We start from the raw sequence: 23147 nt of genomic DNA, 5'->3' as shown, positions 1-23147 counted from the left end.
CGAGGTAGCGCCCCGCACCGTCCTGGGATCGAGCCTGCCTGCGCGCGGCCGGCCCAGGACGGTGCCTTTTCTTACAAAATGAACTTCGACAGATCGGCGTTCTTCGCCAGGCCCGCGACCTTGTCGCGGACATAGGCGTCGTCGATCGCGATCGTCTCGCCGCCCTTGTCGGTGGCGGTGAACGAAATCTCCTCGAGCAAGCGTTCGAGGATCGTGTGAAGACGGCGCGCGCCGATATTCTCCACACCGCGATTCACTTCCGCCGCCAAATCCGCGATCGCGTCGATCGCCGAATCCTCGAAGCGCAGCGTCACCTTTTCGGTGCCGAGCAGCGCCACGTACTGCTTGATCAGCGAGTTCTCCGGCTCCTTCAGGATCTGGACGAAATCGTCCTTCTCCAAGCCCTTCAACTCGACGCGGATCGGCAAGCGGCCCTGCAATTCGGGCAGCAGGTCGGACGGCTTCGACACGTGGAACGCGCCCGACGCCACGAACAGGATGTGGTCGGTCTTCACCGGCCCGTGCTTCGTGTTGACGGTCGTGCCTTCGATCAGCGGCAGCAGATCGCGCTGCACGCCTTCGCGCGACACATCGGCCCCGCGCACGCCGTCGCGGCCGGCGATCTTGTCGATCTCGTCGATGAAGGCGATGCCGTTCTGCTCGACCGCGAGCTTGGCTTCCTTCACCACGCGCTCCTGGTCCAGCAGCTTGTCGGCTTCTTCCTGCAGCAGCACGCCGTAGGATTCCGACACCTTCATGCGGCGCGGCTTGGTGCGCTGGCCGAACGCCTTGCCGAGCATTTCCTGCAGATTGCCGATCCCCATCTGGCTGCCCGGCGGGGCGCCGGGGATCTCCATCATCGGGAATTGCACGGCCGCGTTGTCGGCGACTTGCAGCTCGATCTCCTTGTCGGAGAGCTGGCCCTCGCGCAGCATTTTGCGGAATTTCTGCTTGGTGTCGGCCGAGGCGTTGGCGCCAACCAAGGCTTCCAACACGCGTTCTTCGGCGGCGAGTTCGGCCTTGGCTTCGACTTCCTTGCGCAACCGGTCGCGCGTCATCTGGATCGCGGTTTCGAGCAAATCGCGCACGATCTGCTCGACGTCGCGGCCGACATAGCCGACCTCGGTGAATTTCGTCGCTTCGACCTTGATGAAGGGCGCTTGGGCCAGCTTCGCCAAGCGGCGCGCGATTTCGGTTTTGCCGCAGCCGGTCGGCCCGATCATCAGAATGTTCTTGGGCAGAACTTCCTCGCGCAACTCCTCGGGCAATTGCAGGCGGCGCCAGCGATTGCGCAACGCCACGGCGACGGCGCGCTTGGCGGCGTGCTGGCCGACGATGAAGCGGTCGAGTTCGGAAACGATCTCGCGGGGGGTGAAAGCGGGAATGGTCATTTAATCTCTTCGATCGTCACATTCGTATTGGTGTAGACGCAGATATCGGCGGCGACCTTCATCGATCGCTCGGCGATTTCGCGCGCGGAAAGATCGGTGGCGGCGGCCAGCGCCCGCGCGGCCGACAAGGCGTAATTGCCGCCCGAGCCGATACCGATCAGCCCGTCTTCGGGCTCCAGCACGTCGCCCGTCCCGGTCAGTACCAGCGACGTCGATTTGTCGGCGACCGCCATCATCGCTTCCAGGCGGCGCAAATACCGATCGGTGCGCCAATCCTTGGCAAGCTCGACGCAAGCGCGCACGAGCTGGCCCGGATGTTTTTCGAGCTTGGCCTCAAGCCGCTCGAACAATGTGAACGCGTCGGCGGTGGCGCCGGCGAAGCCGCCGATCACCGAACCGTCCGGCCCGATGCGGCGCACTTTGCGCGCGTTGGATTTGATGACCGTGGGCCCAAGGCTCACTTGCCCGTCGCCGGCGACGACGACGGACCCCGCGCGGCGGACGCACAAAATCGTCGTGCCGTGCCAAAGCTCGTTTTTCGGATTGTCCATGGCGACTCATCTAGGCAAAAGGTTAACGCGCTTCAAGACGATAGCCCGCAATCGCGCTTATGTGTGGCCCAATACCCTTCATATCCCGTATAACTCGGGCGTTTTCCGGCACTTAAGAGAGAGCCATGGCCGAAGCCAAATCCGCCGTTGTCGTTCTGCCCGTCGCGCGCCGCGCCACGGTCAAGCGCGCGACCAAGGAGACGCAGATCGAAGCGACCGTCAACCTGGATGGCACGGGCGTCTACGACGTCCACACCGGGATCGGTTTCCTCGATCACATGATGGAGCAATTGTCGCGGCATTCGCTGATCGACATCCATCTGCGTGCCAAGGGCGATCTGCATATCGATTTCCACCACACGACCGAAGATGTCGGCATCGCGCTGGGCGAAGCCGTGTCGAAGGCGCTGGGCGATCGCAAGGGCATCGTGCGTTACGGCGAAGCGACGATCCCGATGGACGAGACGTTGACGCGCGTGGCGCTCGACGCGTCGAACCGCCCCTATCTGATCTGGAAGGTGAACTTCACCCGCCCGAAGCTGGGCGACATGGATACCGAACTGTTCAAGGAATGGTTCCAGGCCTTCGCACAGAATGCGGGCCTGACGCTCCATGTCGAAAATCTCTACGGCGAGAACAACCACCATATCGTCGAGAGCAGCTTCAAGGCGCTGGCGCGCAGCTTGCGCGCGTCGATCGCCATCGATCCGCGCAAGGCCGACGCGATTCCGTCGACCAAGGGCGTGCTCGGCGGCGGCTCGGCCGACGGCCAGAACGTGTGATGCGGCGCCCGAAGCGCTATACGGCGCATCTGCGGCCTTTCGCGCGCGACGTGGATCGCGGCGCGGTGTTCGTGAAGGACGGCTTCTCCTGGGCCGCCTTCGCGTTCCTGCCGCTCTGGGCGCTCTATCATCGCCTGTGGTGGGTCGCGTTCGGCATCGTCGTCGCCTATGCGTGCCTCGCCTTGGCCGTGGACGTGCTGCATCTCGATCCCTTCACCGATGCGCTGATCGGCATCGGCCTCGCGTTGATCGTCGGCTTCGAAGCCAATGATTGGCGGCGCGACGATCTTTACCGGCGCGGCTGGGTCGAACGCGGCCTTGCCACGGGCCGCGATTTGGACGAAGCGGAACTCGATTGGTTCCGCCGCCATCCGGCCGCGCTATGAAAATCGCCGTCGTCGATTACGGGTCGGGCAATCTGCGCTCGGCCGCCAAAGCATTCGAGCATGAGGCGCAGGGCCGCGCCGACATCGTCGTCACCTCCGACGCCGACATCGTGCGCAAGGCCGATCGCATCGTGCTGCCCGGCCAAGGCGCGTTCGGCGATTGCGCGGCGGGGTTGCGCGCCGTGCCCGGTATGGTCGAAGCACTCAACGACGCGGTCGTGAAGCGCGGCGCGCCGTTCCTCGGTATTTGCGTGGGCATGCAATTGCTCGCCGCGACCGGCTACGAGCATGGCGTGTATGAAGGGCTTGGCTGGCTCGGTGGCGACGTGCGCCGTATGGAACCCAAAGACGCCACGCTCAAACTGCCGCAGCTCGGCTGGAACGCGCTCGACTTCGCCGATCATCCTTTGCTGAAGGGTTGGCCGAAGGGCGCGCATGTGTATTTCGCCAACTCCTATCACTTCACGCCCGCCGATAAGGGCAGCGTGATCGCGACGGCCGATTACGGCGGGCCCATCGTCGCGGCCGTGGCGAAGGGCAACATCGCCGGCACGCAATTCCATCCCGAAAAAAGCCAGGCGATCGGCCTCGCTTTGGTTTCCAATTTCCTCGAGTGGCGCCCGTGATCCTGTTCCCCGCGATCGATTTGAAGGGCGGCAAATGCGTGCGCCTCTACAAGGGCGACATGGCGCAGGCGACCGTGTTCAACGACAGCCCGGGCGATCAGGCCGCGCAATTCGTCAAGGCGGGCGCGCGCTGGATCCATGTCGTCGATCTCGACGGCGCTTTCGCGGGCAAGTCGGTCAACGCCGACGCGGTGCGCGCGATCCTGAAAAACGCGAATGTGCCGGTGCAACTCGGCGGCGGTATTCGCGACGACGATGCGATCGCGGCCTGGCTCGATGCGGGTGTCACGCGCGTCATCCTCGGCACCATCGCGTTGAAGGATCCGGATTTCGTCAAGCGCGCTTGCAAGACCTTCCCCGGCAAGATCGTCGTCGGCATCGATGCGCGCGGCGGCCATGTCGCCGTGCAAGGCTGGGCCGAAACCTCGGACATGAAGGCCGTCGATCTCGCGCGGAAGTTCGAAGACTCCGGGGTGGCCGCGATCGTCTATACCGATATCGATCGCGACGGCGCGTTGCAGGGCCCGAACGTGGACGCAACGGTGGCGATGGCCAAAGCCGTGTCGATTCCGGTCATCGCGTCGGGCGGCGTGTCGTCGCTCGATGATCTCGCCGTGCTGAAGCGCCACGCGAAAGATGGCATCGCGGGCGTCATCTCGGGCCGCGCGCTCTATGACGGGCGGATCGATCTGCGCGCCGCGATCGATTTGCTGGAGGCCGCCTGATGCTCAAAATCCGCATCATTCCCTGCCTCGACGTCAAAGCGGGCCGCGTGGTGAAGGGCGTCAATTTCGTCGATCTGATCGACGCGGGCGATCCGGTCGAAGCCGCCGCCGCCTACGACGCGGCGGGGGCGGACGAGCTTTGCTTCCTCGATATCACCGCGAGCCACGAGAATCGCGAAACGATCTACGACGTGGTGGGGCGCACCGCCGCGCGCTGCTTCATGCCGCTGACCGTCGGCGGCGGCGTGCGCACCGTCGACGATATCCGCAAGCTGCTGCTCGCGGGCGCCGATAAGGCGTCGATCAACACGGCGGCGGTGACGCGGCCGGAATTCGTACGCGAAGCGGCCGAGAAATTCGGCAGCCAATGCGTGACTGTGGCGATCGACGCCAAGCAAGTCTCGCCCGGCAAGTTCGAGGTGTTCACCCATGGCGGGCGCACCGCCACGGGCCTCGACGCGGTCGACTGGGCCAAGCGCATGGCCGAGTATGGTGCAGGCGAAATTCTGCTGACCTCGATGGATCGCGACGGGACGAAAGTGGGTTACGACCTGCCGCTGACGCGCGCCATCGCCGATGCCGTCACCGTGCCGGTGATCGCGTCCGGCGGCGTGGGCACGCTCGACCATTTCGTCGCCGGCGTGCGCGAAGGCCATGCGGCGGCGTTGCTTGCCGCCTCGGTCTTCCATTTCGGCAAATTCACGGTGGGCGAGGTCAAGCAATATCTGGCCAAGGCCGGGTTGCCGGTTCGCACTTGATCGCTGGGGCGATTGGGCTCAAATTCTTCCGATAATGACCGAAACGGCCCCGCAACCCTCCGCCGATATCATCTTGGACCGCTTGTTCCGGACCATCGAGTCCCGGCGCGGCGCCAATCCCGAGACGTCGCACACCGCCAAGCTGTTCCAGAAGGGCACGAAGAAAATCGCCCAGAAGGTCGGCGAGGAAGCGGTGGAAGTCGTCATCGAGGCGATCCGCAACAAGCGCGAGCGCTTGATCGACGAGAGTGCGGACCTCATGTACCACCTGCTGGTGCTGTGGGCGGATGCGCGGATCGATCCCAAGGAAGTGTGGGACGAGCTGTGCCGCCGCGAAGGCGTGTCGGGCATCGCCGAGAAAGCCGCGCGCGGCTTCGACGACGAGGACAAATGACCTACGATCCGAACAACATTTTCGCGCGGATCCTGCGCGGCGAAATCCCGTGCAAGAAGGTGATGGAGAACGACCATGTTCTCGCCTTCCACGACATCAATCCGGGGGCGCCGGTCCATGTGCTGGTGATCCCGAAGGGCGCTTACGTCTCGATGGCGGATTTCACCGCCAACGCCTCCGTCGCCGAACAAGCCGCGCTGATGAAGGCGATCGGCGATGTCGCACGCCAGATGGGCGTGTCGGATTCGGGTTATCGCGTCATCAGCAACGCGGGCACCGACGGCAATCAGGAAGTGCCGCATCTGCATTTCCACGTCGTCGGCGGGCGTAAGCTCGGCCGGATGCTGCCCCGCGCCGATTAAGGCCCCGGCACGTCGCGATAAAGCTTCTTTAGCTTTGCCAAGAAATCCGGGCCCGACTTCGCCTTCGTGCCCGCGACCGGATCGGTGCCCAGCATCGTATCCGTCGCCTCCAGCGAGAAATCGCGCACGAATTCCACCCGCGCGTCGCGGACGGCTGCGATTTCCGCAACACCGCCGCCTTTACGGATAATCGATGCGGCGATCGCGCCGTCTTCGATCGCTTGCGTCGCTCCTTGGCCCAGCGTGGGCACCATCGCTTGCGCCGCATCGCCCAGCAGCAGCACGCGGCCCGAGGAATCGCCGCGCAGCAAGGGCGAGACTTGCAGCCGCGCCCAATGAAGTTCGCTTTCCTGGGCCGCCGCACGCTCCAAGATCCACGCGACCGAGGGACAGGGCGGCTTGTCCTGCGGCCGGAAATTGGCGCGCCGGAATTCTTCGGTCTTGTGATGCGCCTCGATCGTCTCGCCGCCCAGCGCGAATACGCCGCAGGCATAAACATGGCCGCCGGGCACGCGATAGGCGAGCAGGCGGTTATTGCCGTGGAACCATTGCCGGTAATCGTCGAACGGGCTGCCTTCATCGCTGGTCAGCAAGCGCCAGATGCCGATCCCCATCTGTTGCGATTGGATCGGCCCGCAGGTGAGTTCGCGCAGCTTGCTGAACCGCCCGTCGCCCGCGACCAGCAGATCGTAACCGCCGTTGCGGACAATCTCGCCCGACGGTGTTTTGAACACGGGCACGAGGCGCCGGGCCGCATCTTCCTCCAGTGCGATGAACTCATGGCCATAGCGCGTGCGCGCCAGCACGGGTTCGCGCATCAGCGCGTAAAGCTCTGACCAGCGCAGCCTGGCGCCCGGCTCGTCGGCGAGGTCGAGCAGATCGAGATCGAGCAGCTTCGTGCCGTCGACCAATTCGACGACCCAGCTGCGCCACTCGAACGACGCGGCGCGCAGGCGCGCATGGGATTCGGGATCGTGCAGGCGCAGCGCCTTGAACCCGTTGGGGCCGAGATTCAGGCCCGTCCCCGCGCCATCGTGCTCGCCGGGCGCGGCACGCTCGTACAAATCGACCGTGACGCCGGGAACGCCGTCGAGATTCTTGGCGAGCAAAGAGCCCGCAATGCCGCTGCCGATGATCGCGATCCGCATGATCCAGTGCTTAGCAAGCCCCGGACCAGCCGGGCCCTAAATCACCGCTTCATATGCGCGCAGACGCGAGGCGCTCTTCGGCAATTGGCAAGCCGCCAACGTATCGAGATAGTCCGTCGCCGATTTTGGCGGCTGCTTCAGCCGTGCGCGGCATTTCTGCGCCGCCACGACAATCTTCGCTTCGTCGAGGTCGATCTGGAAGTTGATGAAATCATCCGGATGGATCGCTTCCAAATGAAGCGGCTCCAGCGTCGCGGCGGGAAAATCCTTCAGATTGAATGTCACGATCGCGTCGGCGCGCGCATGTATGGCCGCCGCGACGACATGCCGGTCGTTCGGATCGGGCAACACGATCGTCGGAATGAGATGATCGAAGCCTTCGACCAAACTTTCCGGCACGGTCCGATCCATCAATTGGCGTGTCCGCGTCAATTGATCGGACGTCAAATCGGGGCGTGCCGCGAGCAAATTGCGGATCCATTCGTCATGGATCGCTTCCGTCCAGCGCGCCCGGAACAAATTGGCCGTCGCGAGCTGCAGCAGAAAATCGCGCAAAGGTGCCGGATAGAGAACGCAAGCGTCGAAGATGACGGTATAGGCCGCCACTCAGTAGCCCATTTTCAATTCTTGGGCTTGCGCGGCCAGCGCGTCGAGAGCGTCGTCGCGTTCGCGCGCCTGCGCGTCGCGATACGCTTGCAGATCGCCGAAGCGTATCCGCCGATGCGTGCCGACTTTGTGGAACTTTATCTTGCCGGCGTTCAACAGGCCGATCAAAAACGGCCGCGACACGCCCAGATAATCGGCCGCTTCCTGGGTCGTCAGATTCGCGTGAATGGGGATCAGCGTCACCGCGTTGCCATGCGACATCTCGGTCAGCAGATGGGAGATTAGCCGCATTGCGGCGTTCGGCAGCGTCAACTCGGCGCCGTTATCCAACCGGACTTTGAAGTCTGCTTTGGCGTTCGCCAAACCCGCCGCCGACAAAATGCGGCTCGACTGCGTCGCCAACTCGACGTCCTTTGCCGTCGGCACGACCGTGTCGGAATTTTCCAGCAATGCCGTCATCGTTGCTCTCCTTGGCGGCAACTATAAACGCAATGGCATTAATCGCAATAAACGAAACGACCGAAACAAACGAAATTCATTATCGTTTGAAATCAACAATTTAAATCTTCCCGGCAAACCGCTTCGCGGCGGTTTCGACCGTCAGGATATGGCCGCGCATTTCGGCGGCGGCATTGGGCTGATCGCCGCGCAGAATCGCCTTCACCACGCGATCGTGTTCCTCGTGCGAGCGTGCCATGCGCCCCAGCGAGCCGAATTGCGCGCGGCTGAACGGCGAAATCCGCGTGCGCGTCGCCAGCGTGATCTCGACCAGATATTCGTTGTGGCTGCCGGCGTAGATCGCCGCGTGGAATTCTTCGTTCAGGTGGTGATAGCGCTTCGGGTCGCCGCCGCGCACCGCCTCGCCCAGATCGCGATGGATGGTTTCGAGTGCCGCGCGCTCGCGGGGGCTCATATGCACGGCCGAGAGGCCCGCGCAAAGCGCTTCCAGCTCGGCCAACACGTCGAACATGCCGCGCAAGCGCTCGACCGAGGGCAAGGCGACCAGCGCGCTTTGGTGTGCTCGCAATTCGATCAGGCCCGACGCGGCCAGTTCGCGCAGCGCCTCGCGCACCGGCGTGCGCGACACGTTGAAGCGCCGCGCGATCTCCATTTCTTCGAGCGGCGTGCCCGGCGCCAACCGGCCGTGGACGATCTCGTCCGCCAATTGGCCGCGCAATTCCTCGCCCCGCGTTTTGGCGGGACGCGGCGGCGCGTCCTCGGTCGAACGGATCGGGCAGGGGGCGGGGCGCAAAATCGGTCCTCTCCGGTGGCGGAAACCGATGTTAGCCGTTAACGCGCCAGACTCAAACGGCGATAGGCGAGCGCTTCGGCGATATGGGCGCGCGCGGGCGTGGCGGCGCCCGCGAGGTCCGCGATGGTGCGCGCCACGCGCATCACGCGGTGATAGCCGCGCGCGGAAAGGCTAAGCCTTGTGGCCGCGTCGTCGAGCAATTTGCGTCCCGCCGGTTCGGGGGCGGCGAGCTCTTCGAGGGCCCGGCCGTCCAGTTCGGCATTGGTGCGCGGGCGCGCGTCTTCCGGCAATTCGGCGAAGCGGACGCGTTGCGTTTCGCGCGCCGCGGCCACGCGCGCGGCGACCTCGCGGCTGCCCTCGGCCGCGGGCGGCAGCGACAAATCGCCGGGCCGTACCGCGGGCACATCGACATGCAGGTCGATACGGTCGAACAACGGGCCGGAAATCTTCGCCTGATACTCGACCGCGCATTTGGGCGCGCGGCCGCAAGCCTGACCCGGATCATCAAGATATCCGCAGCGGCACGGGTTCATCGCCGCGACCAATTGGATGCGTGCGGGGTAGGCGACATGCGCGTTGGCGCGCGCCACGACCGCACGGCCGGACTCAAGCGGCTGACGCAAGGCCTCCAATGCCGGGCGTTGGAACTCCGGCAATTCGTCGAGGAACAATACACCCAGATGCGCGAGGCTGACTTCGCCCGGCTTGGCGCGGGTTCCGCCGCCGATCAACGCGGCTTGCGTCGCCGTGTGGTGCGGATCGCGGAACGGGCGGCTGCGCTCGATCCGGCCCTCGGCCAGCAACCCGGCGACCGACTGGATCATGCTGGTTTCAAGCGCTTCTTCGGGTGTGAGCGGCGGCAACAAGCCCGGCAGGCATTTCGCCAGCAGCGATTTGCCCGCGCCCGGCGGCCCGATCATCAAAAGGTTATGGCCGCCGGCCGCCGCGATCTCCAAGGCGCGCTTGGCCGTCTCCTGGCCTTTCACGTCTTTGAGGTCGGGGCCGGGCGTGGCGGATCGGATGCTGGTCTGGCGCGGCTGGGCCAGCATCTGCCGCCCGAGCAGATGGTTGACCAACGACATCAGCGTGGGGGCGGCGACGATCTCGAAGCGCCGCTCGTCGCCCGCCCAGGCCGCTTCGCCGCCCGCCGCCTCGGGACAGATCAAGCCCTTGCCTTCGCCGTTCGCCGAGATCGCGGCGAGCAATACGCCGGGCACGGGCAGAATGCGCGCGTCGAGCGTCAACTCGCCCAGCGCCACGAATCTTTCGACCGCTTCCGGCGGCAACACGCCCATGGCGCCGAGCAGGCCCAGCGCGATCGGCAGATCGAAATGCGCGCCTTCCTTGGCGAGATCGGCGGGGGCCAGATTGACGGTGATGCGCTTGCCCGGCAGCGCGAGGCCGATAGCGGACAAAGCCGCGCGCACGCGTTCCTTGCTCTCCTTGATCGCGTTGTCGGGCAAGCCGACTACGGCGAAGGCGGGTGCACCGCCCGCGATCTGCACTTGCACGTCCACCGGCACGGTCTCGATGCCCTGAAACGCGACGGTGGAAATGCGTGCGACCAATGGAACCTCACGAGGCAGGCGCCATTAATACGGCCGTATCCCTGGTTGTTCAACCGGCCACGAAAAAGGGCCCCGCCTGGCGGCGGAGCCCTTTATGCCGATTCCGCCCGGGGGGTGCGGAATCAGGCGGCGACGGCTTGCGCTTGGTCGCCGGCGGATTCCGCGTCGAGCGTGGCGGCCACCGCATGCAGCGTCGCGGCGATACGCACCGCCGTCTGGATCGCCACCGCTTCCACGCCGTGCTGGCGCAGAATCTTCTCGTGGCTGTCCATGCACATGCCGCAGCCGTTGATCGCCGACACGGCGATCGACATCAGCTCGAACGGGATCTTCTCCACGCCCGGCTTCGCCATCGCGTTCATGCGCAGCTTGGCCGGCAGCGTGCCGTAATCCTGCGCCGAGACGAGATGGGTGAAGCGGTAGTAGATGTTGTTCATGCCCATGATCGCGTTGGCGATCTTGGCGGCCTGCAACTCCTCGGCCGTGAGCATGGCGCCAAACTCGCCCAGCACCGCGTCGCGCACCTGGCCCTGGCGCGAAGCCAGGGCCGAGGCGACGAACACGAGGGCCCGGGTCTTGTCGTCGAGACCGGTATCGGTCGCGAGCGACGAGAGGTTCAGCTTCAGATCGCGCGCGTATTCAGGCAACGCGGTCTTGAGGCTTTCGAGCGACATCGTCTTGGTCCTTCCCGTTGGGATGGTGGTTAGGCGACCTTCAGAACTTCGTCGCCCTTCTTCCAGTTGCAGGGGCACAGCTCGTCCGTTTGCAGCGCGTCGAGCACGCGCAGCACTTCGGTCGGGTTGCGGCCCACGCTCAGATCGTTGACCGACACGAAGCGGATGATGCCTTCCGGATCGACGATGAAGGTCGCGCGCAGGGCGACGCCTTCGTTCTTGTCGAGGATGCCCAGCGCCGTCGACAGCTCGCGCTTGATGTCGGCGAGCATCGGGATCGGCAGCGCCTTCAGATCAGCGTGGTTCTGGCGCCAGGCGAGGTGGACGAACTCGCTGTCCGTCGACGCGCCATAGACGACCGCGTCGCGGTCCTTGAAGTCGCCGGCGAGCTTGCCGAACGCCGCGATTTCCGTCGGGCACACGAAGGTGAAATCCTTCGGCCAGAAGAACACGACCTTCCACTTGCCCTTGTCGGTCTCGTTGTTGATGCGCGTGAACGCCTTCGCCATATCGATCGAAACGACGGCCTGAAGGTCGAACGCGGGGAACTTGTCGCCAATGGTCAGCATTTGTGTGTGTCCTCAAGGGTTGGGTCGAAACGAGCCGGGACGGAAAATGCCGCATTGCAACCAATCGATCCAACGAGTATTTTCGTTGATATCCATCGAGGAAACCGATGATCCATCTGCCCACGCTCAAACAGCTGCGCCACTACGCCGCCTTGGCCGAGAAGGGCAATTTCGGCCGCGCGGCGGAAGCGGCCGGCGTCACGCAATCGACGCTGTCGGCGTCGATCCAGGAGCTGGAAGCGATTTTGGGCGCACCGCTGGTGGATCGCGGCAAGCGTGGCGTGGTGTTCACGCCTTTGGGCGAGCGCGTGCTGGAGCGCGCCAAATCGCTGCTGGCCGACGCCGAGGAATTGGCGCGCGAGGCGAGTGCGGCGCGCGAACCGTTGACCGGCGAGTTGCGCCTGGGCGTGATCCCGACCGTCTCGCCCTTCTTGCTGCCGCGCGTTTTGCCACGCCTGCGCAAGGCGCATCCCAAACTGAAGCTGTTTCTGGTCGAAGATCAGACCGAACGCCTGATCGCGCGTTTGCGCGATGGCACGATCGATTGCGCGTTGCTCGCCTTGCCCTACGACACGGGGCCGGTCGATAGCGCATCGATCGGAGCGGATGTGTTCCGCTTGGTCGTGCCCAAGGCGCATCCGCTGGCCAAGGCCAAGCGCGTTTCGCCCGCGATGGTGCGCGGCGAGCCGCTGCTGCTGCTCGAAGACGGGCATTGTCTGACCGACCATGCGCTATCGGCCTGCGGTATCAAATCGGCGCGCCCGCGCGATGCCTTCGCCGCGACGTCGCTGTTCACGCTCGTTCAGATGGTCGCCAACGGGCTGGGCGTGACGCTGCTGCCCGATCTGGCGCTGGACGCCGGCATTCTGCGCGGCACCGATCTGGTCGCCGTACCCGTCGACGGCGATCCGTCGCGCGAACTGGGCCTCGTCTGGCGCAAGGGCACGGCGCGGGCGAGTGAGTTCCGGCTGCTCGCGCAGGCTATCGCGCGCGATTCACGAAGCGGCGGCACCCGCGTATAGTACGCCCGCACCGCGCGGGTCGATTCGCGGAATCGAATCGGTATGCGTTCCATTCTCCGGCTTCTGTTCGTGCTGGGCCTCGGCGCCCTGTCGGTGGCGTGCGCGCCGCGCGTGGTGACGCCGCCGCCCGTCCAAATTCAACCGCCGCCGGTCGCCGTCCCGCAAAATTGCTACGACGCGCTGACCCAGCTCGGTGCCAAATTCGAAGCGCGCCAGAACATGCCGCGCAACGCCCAAGGCTGTTTCATCGACGAGCCGGTGATGCTCGAACAGGCGACGATCCCGCTGAACCGCCCGGCGCTCATGACGTGTCCGCTGGCCCAAGCGCTGGCGGAATTCGAGCGCGACGTGGTGCAGCCCGCCGCCCAGCGCCATTTCAACCGGCCGGTGGCGCAGATCGTCCATTACGGCGCATATGTCTGCCGCCCGCAGACCGGGCGCGCCAGCCGTCTATCGGAACACGGGATGGGCCGTGCCTTCGATATCGGCGGATTCGAACTCGCCGGGAATATCCGGATCTCGGTCAAGGACCATTGGCGCGAACGGGGGCCGCGCGGCGCTTTCCTGCGCGAAGTGGCGCAAGGGGCGTGCAACCATTTCAACATGGTGCTGACGCCGAAGACCGACGCCGCGCATCGCGACCATTTCCATCTCGATATCGGCCGCTGGGCGCGCTGCGACGCTTAGCGGCGCCGCTTCTCGATCGCGTCCCAGATCAGCACGGCGATGTCGGTGCCGTCGAAGCGGCGCACTTCGTGGATGCCGGTGGGCGAGGTGACGTTGATCTCGGTCAGCCAATCGCCGATCACGTCGATGCCGACGAAGATCTGGCCGCGCTTGGCCAGTTCCGGCCCGATCGTTTCGCAGATTTCGATCTCGCGCTTGGTCAGCGCGGTTTTGATCGCCTTGCCGCCGACATGCATGTTGGCCCGCGACTCGCCTTGCGCGGGCACGCGCAAAATGGCGCCGGCGGGCTTGCCGTCGACCAGAATGATGCGCTTGTCGCCCGCGCGCACGGCGGGTTCGTAGCGCTGGACGATCATCGGCTCGCGGCTGCGCTGGGTGAACATCTCGTAAAGCGAGCCGAGATTCTCGTCGTCGGGCTTGATGCGGAACACGCCCGCACCCCCGTTGCCGTAAAGCGGCTTGATGATGATATCTTTGAACTCGTCACGGAACGCGTCGATCTCGGCGCGGTCGGTCGTGATCAGCGTGGGCGGCATCAAGCCCGGGAAATGCGTGACGAACAGCTTTTCCGGCGCGTTGCGCACTTCGGCCGGGTCGTTCACGACCAGCGTCTTGGGGTGGATATGCTCCAGGATATGCGTCGCGGTGATGTACGCCATATCGAAAGGCGGGTCCTGGCGCATCAGCACCACATCGGTCTTGGCGAGATCGATCGTCTCCAGCGCGCCGAATTCGAAATGCTTGCCGCGTTCGGCCTTCACGCGCACGGGATGCGCCTTGGCGGTGATGCGGTCGCGCCCGCGCATCGACAGATGCTGCGTCAAATAGTGATACAGCGTGTGGCCGCGCTTCTGCGCTTCCAGCATCATCGCGAAGGTCGAATCGCCGTCGATATTGATGTTCTCGATGGGGTCCATCTGGACCGCCACGACCAAACCCGCCATGTACCGGTACTCCTAATTCAGGCGGCTTTTGAGCGCCTGGATCTCCATGGCGATGCGCGACCGGGCCTGCGGGGCCTCGATCAGCGTCGCCGCTTGTTCCAAACACATCACGGCGGCCCGGAGATTGTCGAGCCCCCCGTGAACGAGCCCCGTTTCGTGCCACAAGGCGGGGTCGCCGGGCGAGAGCATCAGCATGCGTTCCAGCACCGCCAGCGCGCCGCGGAAATCCTCGCCCTTCATCAGCCGCAGCTTGATGTTGTTCTGCAAGCGCAGCAGCACCGTGCGGTCGGGCACGGTCGCGTAGTGATAGGCTTGCAGCTCGGCATCCGGCCCCTGCAGGCGCTTCAGCAAACCGCGCAGCGCCTTGGTGTCCAACGCCTGGCCGAAATTGAACGGATCGACGATCGCGCGCCCATCGGGCCCGTCGACGCGCACCAGGAAATGGCTGGGGAAGGACAAGCCCCACGCGGCCCAGCCTTGGGCGCGCGCCGCGTCGATCCACAACACGGCGAGCGACACGGGCAGGCCGCGCCGGCGATCGATCACATGGGCCAGATCGGCGTTGCGAAGATCGTCGTACGTATCCCTATCGCCGCGATAACCCAAACGCTCGACCAGCGCGTTGTGCAGCGCCATCACGCGCGTGGCGATCGTGTCAGGCTTGCCTTGCGCTTCGGCCGCCACGCTCGTCGCGATTTCCGACAAATGCGCGCGATAGGGCGAAAGGTCGAGGGCGGGACGCGCCGCCAGCGACAAGGCCAACGCGGTCTCGCCGATCGCGAAATCGGCGTCGCCCGCTTGCGCGGCCTCGCGCAATTTGCGCTCGGCCTCCGGTGCTCGGCCGGCGGGCGGGTAGGCGGGGATCAAGAAGCGCTCGCGCTCTTGGCCCCTTCTTCGCCCGGCGGCGGACGGGTGCGGCGCGGATCGTCCTTGTTGATGATGTGGCTGACGACGCGGCGGATATTGGCAAGGTTGCGCGCGATCGCCAGCACGCGGTCCTGTTCCGCCTGATCGTTCGACACGCCCAGCAGATAGACCGTGCCGTTGACGACCTCGACCGAGAAATTGATCGAGTTCACGCCGCGCGCGAACAACAGGCGCGAGCGCAGCTCGTTAGCGGCCCACGTGTCCTTGGCGTAGGCTTTCAGCCCGCCTTCGTCGGTCACTTCGATCTCATTCAGAATCTCGCGCACGCCCTTGGCCTTCCAGGCGAGTTGCACGGCCTCGGCGCGCATATCGGGATCGGTGACGGCGCCGGTGATCAGCACCCGGCCTTCATAGATCTGCGTCGACAGCGCGCCGAACATGCTGGTCGATTTTTGGAACCAATAATGATTGATCTCCAGCGCGATGCCGTTGTCGTTCGCCGTGCCGACGAAGCCGCGCTCCTGCACGGCGGCGACACCGCCGGTGGCGGCCGCACCCGCGACCACGCCCACGCAGCCCGGCAGCAGCGCCAAACCCGTCAGCGCCACGGCGATTTTCGCTTTGGACAGGAAACCCCGCATGTCGTGCGATCCCTTCGTTCCCCGGAAACGCCCTATGTAAGGCTTGAATTCGAGTCGCGCCAAGCATCTTGCAGATGTTTGGGCCAGCGTCCGGGCGCCACAAGGATGGCGTCGAATCTTGTCTCGAATGCGGCGAAAGCGGGATTCTTGGCGAGGAAAATTTCCGCCGCGCGAACAATGCGTTGGCGCTGGGCGGGGTGCAGCGCTTCGGCCGCCGCATCCAGATCGGCGCGCAATTTCACCTCGACGAAAGCGAGAACGCCGCGCCGCGCGGCGACGATATCGATTTGTGCGGGACCCAGCCGCAAATCGCGGCCGACGATGCGCCAGCCCGCCAACCGCAAGCGCCATGCCGCCAAAATCTCGGCCCAGGCACCGCGCTTCTGGTGGCGGGCATGGCGCTTGGACGTCACCGTTTCTTGCCGCCCAGTTCCAGGGCGCGCGAATAGACCTCGCGCCGTTTGAGGCCGGTTTCCGCCGCCACGCGATCGGCCGCGTCACGCACGCCCAAGGTTTCCAGCGCCGCGCGCAGTTTCGCGTCGAGCGTTTCGGCGTCGGTCGCGGGCGCGTCGCTTTCCACCGGCGGGGCGACGACGATCACGCATTCGCCCAGCACGCCCGCCGCTTCGTAATGTACGGCAAGCTCGGGCAGCGTGCCGGCCCGCGCTTCCTCGTGTCGCTTGGTCAATTCGCGCGCCACGCAAGCGTCACGCGGGCCCAGCACCTCGGCCATCGCGTGCAGCGTTTCGACCAAACGATGCGGCGCTTCGAACGCGACGAGTGTTGCGGGCAGATCTTTGAATTCGCGCAAACGCCGCGCGCGCGGGCCTTGCTTGGGCGGCAGGAATCCCAAAAACAACGCGGGCTCGGCGGGCAGGCCGGACAGCGCCAGCGCCGTGGTCAGTGCCGACGGGCCGGGAATCACCGTGAAGGAGATATTCGCATCGCGCGCCGCGCGCACCAACGCCGCCCCGGGATCGGCGATGGCGGGCATGCCGGCATCGGACACGAAGGCGACGATCTCGCCGCCACGCACGCGCGCGATCAATTTTTCGGCGACGGCTGCGCTCTCGCGCTCGTCGCAACGGATCAGGCGTGGCGCGATCAAGCCCATCGCCGAGAGCAGGCGGCGCGCGACGCGCGTATCCTCGGCCGCGATCGTCGTCGCGGCCGCCAGCACGGCTTTTTGCCGGGCGGAGATGTCGCCCAAATTGCCCAAAGGTGTCGCGACCAGATAAAGCCCGGGCTTTATCGCGCCTGGATTTGGCGGCGCTTCGAAGCTAGTCTCCGGCTCGTCGTCTGAGGACATAAAACTTTGCGCTCCCGCCTGATCGCCTTCTTCGCCCTGCTTGTCGCAGCACCTTTGCTCGCCGCGTGCGACGACCCGAGGGTAGCGGGCGTTTTCGGCCGAAGCCAGCCGACGACGCAAGCCCCGGCCCCCGCACCGGTGGTGACGCCGCCGCCGCCGATTATGCCTGCACCGGCCGCACCCGTCGTGCAGGAACCGGCCCCGGCCCCCGCACCGGTGCAACAGGAAGCGATGCCCACGATCCCGCCGGGCCCGAAGGGCGCGCCGCGTGTGGCGTTCCTTGTCCCTTTAAGCGGCCCTAACGCCGCCGTGGGCCGCGCGTTGCTCGACGCCGCGACGCTGGCGCTTTACGACGTCGCCGACGACGATTTCGTGCTGCTGCCGCGCGACACCGGCGGCACGCCGGAAGGGGCGGTTGCCGCGTTCGATTGGGCGGTGGAACAGGGGGCGCGCTTGGTCGTCGGCCCGTTGTTGTCGGCCGAAGCGCAAGCGATCGCCCCGCGCGCGCGCGAAGCGGGCATCGCGGCGCTGGCGTTTTCCAACGACGTCGCCGCCGCCAGTTCCAACGTGTTCGTGCTGGGCCTCGCCCCGCAAGCCTCAATCCGCCGCACGGTCGATTTCGCGCGCTCGCGCGGCCTCGAAAAATTCGTGGCGCTGGTGCCCAACAACGCGATCGGCTTGGCGTCGGAAGCGGCGTTCCGCGACGCGCTGATCGCCACGCAAGGCACGCTGGTGCGTGTCGAACGCTACGATCCCGGCACGCTGGACGTGACACCCTGGGTGCGCCGCGCGGGCAATGTCGGCCCGCCGCCGCCGCGGGCCCAACGCGGCGAAGCGGCGCGCGAGCCGCCGGAACTCGATTTCGAAGCGATCCTGCTGCCCGATTTGGGCGACCGCTTGGCGCAAGTCGCAAGTCAGCTGCATCTGCACGAGATCGATCCCGCGCGCATCCGCTTCCTCGGCATTCCGCAATGGGATGATGCGCGTTCGTTGCGCGAGCCCTCGTTGCTCGGCGGCTGGTTCGCCGGTCCGCCGCCCGAAGCGCGGCAGAATTTCGAACGCCATTATCGCGAGGTGTTCGGCCGCGCTCCGCCGCGCGTCGCCACGCTGGCTTACGATGCGGTGGCGTTGGCCGCCGTGCTGGCGCGCGACAAGGGTGCCGACGGTGCCGATTATTCGCTGCCGGTGCTGACCGTGCCCACGGGCTTCGCGGGCATCGAAGGGATTTTCCGCTTCCTGCCGTCGGGACAAGTCGATCGCGGCCTTGCGGTGATCGAAGTGCGCCGCGAAGGGCCGTTCGCGATCTCGCCCGCGCGCGACAGCTTCGAAGCGCCCGTCAATTAACCCATCAACGCCGAGAGCAGCGCGTTGACCAGCTTCAGCCCTTGCGGCGTCGGGCGAAAGCCGAATTGCGTGCGCACCAGGAACCCGTCGCGCACCAAACGGTCGATGCGCGCGGTGTCGAGCATCCCGCCGTCGCCCTCCAGCTTCGTGCCCGTCACGCGTTCGAAACGCCGCGAATCGATCCCTTCGACCAGCCGCAAGCCCATCATCAACGCTTCGTCGGCCTGATCGGCGGGCGCGAGCGGTGTGTCTTCCGCCGTGCCGTGGCCGCGCTCGGCGACTTGTTTCAGCCACGTCTCTGGCGCTTTTTCTTGGCGCGTCGCGCGTTTGACGCCCTCAACCGTGATGCGGCCATGCGCACCGGGGCCCACGCCGACATAGTCGTCGTAGCGCCAATAGACGCGGTTATGCCGCGACTCATGCCCCGGCTTGGCGTGGTTCGACACTTCGTAGGCGGGTAAGCCGGCGTCGTTCAGCGCGGCTTGCGTGGCGTCGAACAACGCTTCCTGGCGATCTTCCGACGGCAGCACCAACTCGCTGCGCGCGGCCATTTGCTGGAAGCGCGTGCCCGCTTCCAGCGTGAGCTGATAGACCGACAGATGCGACGGCCCCAGCGCCAACGCGGCTTTCAATTCCTGGCGCCAATCGTTTTCGTTCTGATCGGGCCGCGCATAGATCAGATCGAAGGAGAAGCGATCGAACAACGCCGCCGCGCGATCGATCGCGTGGCGCGCTTCGCGCACGTCGTGGCCGCGCCCCAAGAATTTCAGCGCCTTGTCGTCCAGCGCCTGCACGCCGATCGACAGGCGCTCCACACCCGCCGCTTTGAACCCGGCGAAGCGTTCGGCCTCGGCCGAATTGGGATTGGCTTCGAGCGTGATTTCCGGCTCGTCGGCGATGCGCCAGCGCGTCGCGATGCGGTCGAGCACGGCGGCGGCCGTGCGCGGCGCCATCAAGGACGGCGTGCCGCCGCCGAAAAAGATCGACGTGATCGTGCGGTTGGGCGTGAGGGCGGCGTAGTAGTCGAGCTCGGCCAGCAGCGCTTGTTCCCACGCCGCCTCGTCGATCGTCTCGCGGACATGCGAATTGAAATCGCAATACGGGCACTTCGATTTGCAGAAGGGCCAGTGGACGTAAACGGCGAACTCGGCGGGCGGGCCGATCTCGTTCATCCGCGCCGTCCGGCGAAGCAGCCCGCCACCAGTTCGGCGAAGGCGCGCGCGCGATGGCTCATCCCATGTTTGCGCGCGGGATCCATCTCGCCGAAGGTGATCGTCTCGTTCTCCGCCACGAACATCGGGTCGTAGCCGAATCCGTTGTCCCCGCGCGGCGGCCAAACGACATGGCCGTGCACCTCGCCGCGAAACGTCTCGCAATGCCCGTCCGGCCAGGCGAGCGTGAGGCATGCGACGAAGAAGGCACTCCGGTCCTTCGCGTTTTTTGCGGCCAGCGCCTCTTCGACTTTACGCATGGCGAAGCCGAAATCCCGCGCGGGCCCGGCCCAGCGCGCCGAATAGAGCCCGGGATCGCCGTTCAACGCGGCGACGCACAGGCCGGAATCGTCGGCGAGGGCGGGCAAGCCGGTGGCGCGCGCCGAATGCAGCGCTTTCAGCTCCGCGTTCGCTTCGAAGGTCGTGCCCGTTTCCTCGGGCTCCGGCACGCCCTTGTCGCCCGCCGATACGCACGCCACGCCGAAGGGCCGCATCAGGTCGGCGATCTCGACCAGCTTGCCCTTGTTGTGGGTCGCGATGACGAGCGTGGGCTCGGTTAGTTGGCGACGGCCCATGCGGCGATCGCCTTCTTCTGCAACGCGACGAGTTCGCCGATGCCCTTCTCGGCGAGGCCCAGCATCGCCAGCAATTGATCCTTGGCGAAGGGATCGCGCTCCGCCGTGCCCTGAACTTCGACGATGGCTTGCGAACCGGTCAGCACGAAATTCGCGTCGACCTCGCAGGCCGAATCCTCGACGTAATCGAGATCGAGCACGGCCGTGCCGTTGGAAATACCGCAGGAAATCGCCGCGACATGGTCGCGCAGCGGCACGGCTGGAATCGTCTTGGCGACGACCAGCTTGGTCAGCGCTTGGTGGAGCGCCACCCAGGCGCCGGTGATCGACGCGGTGCGTGTGCCCCCGTCGGCCTGCAGCACGTCGCAATCGATCTTGATCTGGCGTTCGCCCAAAGCCTTCGCGTCGAGCACCGAGCGCAACGAGCGGCCGATCAAGCGCTGGATCTCCTGTGTGCGGCCCGATTGCTTGCCCTTGGCGGCTTCGCGGTCGGTGCGCGTGTGGGTGGAGCGCGGCAGCATGCCGTATTCGGCCGTCACCCAGCCCGACCCCGAATTGCGCAGGAAGGGCGGGACCTTTTCGTCGACCGAGGCGGTGCACAGCACATGCGTGTCGCCGAAGCGGATCAGGCACGAGCCCTCGGCGTGTTTGGTGAAGCCGGGCTCGAGACTGACGTCTCGAAGTTGATCGTTTTTGCGGCCGGAGGGGCGCATGGGCCTACTCTTTCGACGGATGGAATTTCGGCCGCGACCATAGGGGAGAGCGCCCGGTCGGTCCAGGGTGGGCATGCGCCCGCCGGACCTATTTCGTTTTGCGGCTTTTGGGGGCGAGCTTCGCGATATAGGCACTAATATCCTTGGCTTCTATGGCGTCGTATTCGCCACGTTTGATGGCGTCGATCCCGCGTCGAACTTCTTCGATCAGACGCTGTTGCTTTTCGTTGGGACTCATTGGGCCATCATCCATCGAATTGCTCTCGTCGATCTTGGCGGAATTCCGAGTTTCAAATATAACCTTCGTATGCGGTTTTTGTTAGCTAGTCTCGCTTTGATCATCGGATTCGTTGAGTCCGTAAACGCTCAGGATCGTCGAGGCCCAGATGCGCAAACGGTAGTATGCGCCGTGACCGCTCTTGTTTCGGGTCAACTCAGCCCGGCGAACTTGATGTGCTTTGCCGATCTCGCACGCGGCTTGACGGCGCCATCACGGGGCCGCCCCCAGGCTGGTCAAGCGACGCCGATCATCGTTCCACCCCAGAGCATCGCCGAATCAGCCGAACTGATCATCAAGTGCTATCACCCTAGCGCCACGTTCGTTGCCGTCGATGTCGTTCAATATCCCTGGCAGCAGGGCATCATGTGGGATGCCACGCAAAGCGCGCGGCTTCGGATTTTTTGGCGTGGCGCCTATATCGGAAATGACTATGAAACTTTTGTCGGCTTCGTTCAGCGGGGCAATAATTTCAGAGTGATTTACGAACAAACATCCCCGATGACTTGGCCGCCATCGCCGCGCTGCGCGCTTCGGAACTGGGTCGCAATGGCTGGCTGAGGCCAATCCCGCACCTTGACGCCCCCGTATGCGACGCCTAACGTTTTCGGTATGCGCAGCACCCCCGTCGTTCCTTTCGAGCGTAAGACGCCGACGACGGCCGCCGAAACGGCCGGTCCCGCCGTGTTGTCGGCGAAAGCCGCCGATTCCGCCATTCGGGCCCTGGACGAGCGCTCGCGCGACGTGTTCCGCCGCGTCGTCGAAGCCTATGTCGAGACGGGCGAGCCGGTCGGCTCGCGCACGCTGTCGCGCCAATTGGCCGAACGCCTGTCGCCCGCGACGATCCGCAACGTCATGGCCGATCTTCAGGATCTGGGCCTGCTCTATTCGCCGCATACCTCGGCCGGGCGCTTGCCGACCGATGTGGGCTTGCGCTGGTTCGTCGACGGGCTGCTGGAAGTCGGCCGCTTGTCGAGCGAAGAGCGCGACAATATCGAAGTGCAATGCGCCGCCACCGGCCGCGCCCCCGCCCAAGTGCTCGAGCAAGCCTCGCAAATGCTGGCGGGGCTGGGGCAGGGGGCGGGGCTCGTCATCGCGCCCAAGGCGGAATCGCCGCTCAAGCATATCGAGTTCGTGTCGTTGGCGCCGGGCCGCACGCTGGTCGTACTCGTCCAAGGCTCGGGCCTGGTCGAAAACCGCATCATCGAAACGCCGATCGGCTTGACGCCCGCGCAATTGTCGCAAGCGGGCAATTTCCTCAACGCGCGCATCGTCGGCCGCACGCTGGCCGAAGCGCGCGCGGAAATCGTCGAGCAGCTCGAAGCCGAGCGCGCGGCGCTGGACGAGCTTTCGCGCAAAGTCGCGGCGGAAGGCCTCGCGGTGTGGTCGTCGGACGACGGCAAGCCCGCGCAAGACGCGTATTTGATCGTGCGCGGCCAGTCGAAGCTGCTGGCCGATGTGCACGCGATGGAAGATTTGGAGCGTATCCGCCGCTTGTTCGAAGCGCTGGAGCAGCACGAATCGCTGGCGAAGATCCTCGATCAAGCGCAGCAAGCGCAGGGCGTGCAGATCTTCATCGGCGCGCAGAACGAATTGTTCGGTTTGTCGGGCTGTTCGACCGTCATCGCGCCCTATACGGATTCGCGCGCGCGCATCGTCGGCGCCATCGGCGTGATCGGGCCGACCCGCCTCAATTACGCGCGGATTATTCCCACGGTCGACTACACGGCCAAGATCGTCGGGCGCCTCGTCGGCTGAATTCACA

The 23147-nt window shown here is 65.3% G+C and carries 29 protein-coding genes; 12 read left to right on the top strand and 17 right to left on the bottom strand.

Translation table 11 applies throughout. The features are described from left to right. Positions 1-71 precede the first annotated feature (71 nt). Both hslU and hslV read right to left on the bottom strand, forming a co-directional pair. Positions 72-1391 (bottom strand): ATP-dependent protease ATPase subunit HslU, encoded by a 1320-nt coding sequence (gene hslU, locus J0H39_02440; GenBank protein MBN9495588.1) that lies wholly within the window; start codon positions 1389-1391, stop codon positions 72-74. Next, on the bottom strand, positions 1388-1942 hold the full coding sequence (gene hslV / locus J0H39_02435; protein MBN9495587.1) for an ATP-dependent protease subunit HslV: 555 nt from the start codon (positions 1940-1942) through the stop codon (positions 1388-1390). Before hslV ends, hslU begins: the two co-directional genes overlap by 4 nt. A gap of 125 nt (positions 1943-2067) precedes the next feature. Between hslV and hisB the strand changes: the two genes are divergently transcribed. The 7 genes from hisB to J0H39_02400 are packed head-to-tail and all read left to right on the top strand — an operon-like array spanning position 2068 to position 5975. Next, positions 2068-2724 carry an imidazoleglycerol-phosphate dehydratase HisB gene (gene hisB / locus J0H39_02430; GenBank protein MBN9495586.1) on the top strand — a complete coding sequence of 219 codons (657 nt, stop codon included), beginning with the start codon at positions 2068-2070 and terminating at the stop codon, positions 2722-2724. Then, positions 2724-3110, top strand: a complete 387-nt coding sequence (locus J0H39_02425; GenBank protein ID MBN9495585.1) for a DUF2628 domain-containing protein — start codon at positions 2724-2726, stop codon at positions 3108-3110. Before hisB ends, J0H39_02425 begins: the two co-directional genes overlap by 1 nt. Continuing rightward, entirely contained in the window at positions 3107-3736 is a 630-nt protein-coding gene (hisH, locus tag J0H39_02420; GenBank protein MBN9495584.1) for an imidazole glycerol phosphate synthase subunit HisH, read from the top strand. Before J0H39_02425 ends, hisH begins: the two co-directional genes overlap by 4 nt. After that, a complete protein-coding gene (hisA, locus tag J0H39_02415; GenBank protein ID MBN9495583.1) occupies positions 3733-4461 on the top strand; it encodes a 1-(5-phosphoribosyl)-5-[(5-phosphoribosylamino)methylideneamino]imidazole-4-carboxamide isomerase in 729 nt (242 codons plus the stop codon). The genes hisH and hisA overlap by 4 nt, the downstream gene beginning before the upstream one ends. Continuing rightward, positions 4461-5219 (top strand): imidazole glycerol phosphate synthase subunit HisF, encoded by a 759-nt coding sequence (hisF, locus tag J0H39_02410; protein MBN9495582.1) that lies wholly within the window; start codon positions 4461-4463, stop codon positions 5217-5219. The genes hisA and hisF overlap by 1 nt, the downstream gene beginning before the upstream one ends. Positions 5220-5253: 34 nt before the next feature. Then, the gene (locus tag J0H39_02405) at positions 5254-5613 is read left to right on the top strand and encodes a phosphoribosyl-ATP diphosphatase (protein MBN9495581.1); all 360 of its coding nucleotides are present in this window, start codon (positions 5254-5256) and stop codon (positions 5611-5613) included. Continuing rightward, positions 5610-5975: a histidine triad nucleotide-binding protein gene (locus J0H39_02400; protein ID MBN9495580.1), complete on the top strand. Its 366-nt coding sequence runs from the start codon at positions 5610-5612 to the stop codon at positions 5973-5975. Before J0H39_02405 ends, J0H39_02400 begins: the two co-directional genes overlap by 4 nt. On the opposite strand, the gene J0H39_02395 is transcribed toward J0H39_02400, so the two are convergent. The 7 genes from J0H39_02395 to J0H39_02365 all read right to left on the bottom strand — a co-directional run bounded on the left by J0H39_02395 (position 5972) and on the right by J0H39_02365 (position 11792). Further along, positions 5972-7123 (bottom strand): FAD-dependent monooxygenase, encoded by a 1152-nt coding sequence (locus J0H39_02395; GenBank protein MBN9495579.1) that lies wholly within the window; start codon positions 7121-7123, stop codon positions 5972-5974. The genes J0H39_02400 and J0H39_02395 overlap by 4 nt on opposite strands. A 36-nt stretch (positions 7124-7159) precedes the next feature. Beyond that, entirely contained in the window at positions 7160-7729 is a 570-nt protein-coding gene (locus J0H39_02390) for a PIN domain-containing protein (GenBank protein MBN9495578.1), read from the bottom strand. After that, positions 7730-8188, bottom strand: a complete 459-nt coding sequence (locus tag J0H39_02385; GenBank protein MBN9495577.1) for a helix-turn-helix domain-containing protein — start codon at positions 8186-8188, stop codon at positions 7730-7732. A gap of 100 nt (positions 8189-8288) precedes the next feature. Then, positions 8289-8960 carry a GntR family transcriptional regulator gene (locus tag J0H39_02380; GenBank protein ID MBN9495576.1) on the bottom strand — a complete coding sequence of 224 codons (672 nt, stop codon included), beginning with the start codon at positions 8958-8960 and terminating at the stop codon, positions 8289-8291. Between the two features lie 59 nt (positions 8961-9019). After that, complete coding sequence (locus J0H39_02375; protein MBN9495575.1) at positions 9020-10549, bottom strand: YifB family Mg chelatase-like AAA ATPase; 1530 nt, start codon at positions 10547-10549, stop codon at positions 9020-9022. A gap of 122 nt (positions 10550-10671) precedes the next feature. Further along, the gene (locus J0H39_02370) at positions 10672-11223 is read right to left on the bottom strand and encodes a carboxymuconolactone decarboxylase family protein (GenBank protein MBN9495574.1); all 552 of its coding nucleotides are present in this window, start codon (positions 11221-11223) and stop codon (positions 10672-10674) included. Between the two features lie 29 nt (positions 11224-11252). After that, entirely contained in the window at positions 11253-11792 is a 540-nt protein-coding gene (locus tag J0H39_02365) for a peroxiredoxin (protein ID MBN9495573.1), read from the bottom strand. 107 nt (positions 11793-11899) lie between these two features. Here J0H39_02365 and J0H39_02360 point away from each other — a divergent pair, with 107 nt between their 5' ends. Beyond that, positions 11900-12814: a LysR family transcriptional regulator gene (locus J0H39_02360; GenBank protein MBN9495572.1), complete on the top strand. Its 915-nt coding sequence runs from the start codon at positions 11900-11902 to the stop codon at positions 12812-12814. A gap of 42 nt (positions 12815-12856) precedes the next feature. Then, positions 12857-13501 carry an extensin family protein gene (locus J0H39_02355; protein ID MBN9495571.1) on the top strand — a complete coding sequence of 215 codons (645 nt, stop codon included), beginning with the start codon at positions 12857-12859 and terminating at the stop codon, positions 13499-13501. On the opposite strand, the gene gshB is transcribed toward J0H39_02355, so the two are convergent. From gshB to rsmI, 5 genes are read right to left on the bottom strand one after another with little or no spacing between them, the layout of a single operon-like run. Then, positions 13498-14445: a glutathione synthase gene (gshB, locus tag J0H39_02350; protein MBN9495570.1), complete on the bottom strand. Its 948-nt coding sequence runs from the start codon at positions 14443-14445 to the stop codon at positions 13498-13500. The genes J0H39_02355 and gshB overlap by 4 nt on opposite strands. 12 nt (positions 14446-14457) lie before the next feature. Beyond that, entirely contained in the window at positions 14458-15312 is an 855-nt protein-coding gene (locus tag J0H39_02345; GenBank protein ID MBN9495569.1) for a transglutaminase family protein, read from the bottom strand. Then, entirely contained in the window at positions 15309-15953 is a 645-nt protein-coding gene (locus J0H39_02340) for a BON domain-containing protein (GenBank protein ID MBN9495568.1), read from the bottom strand. The genes J0H39_02345 and J0H39_02340 overlap by 4 nt, the downstream gene beginning before the upstream one ends. 32 nt (positions 15954-15985) lie before the next feature. Then, positions 15986-16366 carry a YraN family protein gene (locus J0H39_02335; GenBank protein MBN9495567.1) on the bottom strand — a complete coding sequence of 127 codons (381 nt, stop codon included), beginning with the start codon at positions 16364-16366 and terminating at the stop codon, positions 15986-15988. Then, a complete protein-coding gene (rsmI, locus tag J0H39_02330; GenBank protein MBN9495566.1) occupies positions 16363-17262 on the bottom strand; it encodes a 16S rRNA (cytidine(1402)-2'-O)-methyltransferase in 900 nt (299 codons plus the stop codon). The genes J0H39_02335 and rsmI overlap by 4 nt, the downstream gene beginning before the upstream one ends. A 6-nt stretch (positions 17263-17268) precedes the next feature. Here rsmI and J0H39_02325 point away from each other — a divergent pair, with 6 nt between their 5' ends. After that, positions 17269-18606 (top strand): penicillin-binding protein activator, encoded by a 1338-nt coding sequence (locus J0H39_02325; GenBank protein MBN9495565.1) that lies wholly within the window; start codon positions 17269-17271, stop codon positions 18604-18606. Here the strand turns inward: J0H39_02325 and J0H39_02320 are convergent. The 3 genes from J0H39_02320 to rph are packed head-to-tail and all read right to left on the bottom strand — an operon-like array spanning position 18603 to position 21105. Then, positions 18603-19778: a coproporphyrinogen III oxidase gene (locus J0H39_02320; GenBank protein MBN9495564.1), complete on the bottom strand. Its 1176-nt coding sequence runs from the start codon at positions 19776-19778 to the stop codon at positions 18603-18605. The two genes, J0H39_02325 and J0H39_02320, sit on opposite strands and share 4 nt — an antisense overlap. Further along, positions 19775-20392, bottom strand: coding sequence for an RdgB/HAM1 family non-canonical purine NTP pyrophosphatase (rdgB, locus tag J0H39_02315; protein MBN9495563.1), 618 nt, complete (start codon positions 20390-20392; stop codon positions 19775-19777). Before rdgB ends, J0H39_02320 begins: the two co-directional genes overlap by 4 nt. Continuing rightward, positions 20374-21105: a ribonuclease PH gene (gene rph, locus J0H39_02310; protein MBN9495562.1), complete on the bottom strand. Its 732-nt coding sequence runs from the start codon at positions 21103-21105 to the stop codon at positions 20374-20376. Before rph ends, rdgB begins: the two co-directional genes overlap by 19 nt. A gap of 73 nt (positions 21106-21178) precedes the next feature. On the opposite strand from rph, the gene J0H39_02305 reads away from it, so the two are divergent. Both J0H39_02305 and hrcA read left to right on the top strand, forming a co-directional pair. Beyond that, positions 21179-21943, top strand: a complete 765-nt coding sequence (locus J0H39_02305; GenBank protein MBN9495561.1) for a hypothetical protein — start codon at positions 21179-21181, stop codon at positions 21941-21943. Between the two features lie 51 nt (positions 21944-21994). Next, entirely contained in the window at positions 21995-23140 is a 1146-nt protein-coding gene (hrcA, locus tag J0H39_02300) for a heat-inducible transcriptional repressor HrcA (GenBank protein ID MBN9495560.1), read from the top strand. The last annotated feature ends 7 nt before the right edge of the window (positions 23141-23147 follow it).

The sequence above is a fragment of the Alphaproteobacteria bacterium genome (assembly GCA_017308135.1).
Taxonomy (GTDB): domain Bacteria; phylum Pseudomonadota; class Alphaproteobacteria; order CACIAM-22H2; family CACIAM-22H2; genus Tagaea.
This window is presented reverse-complemented; position numbering and strand designations above follow the sequence as displayed.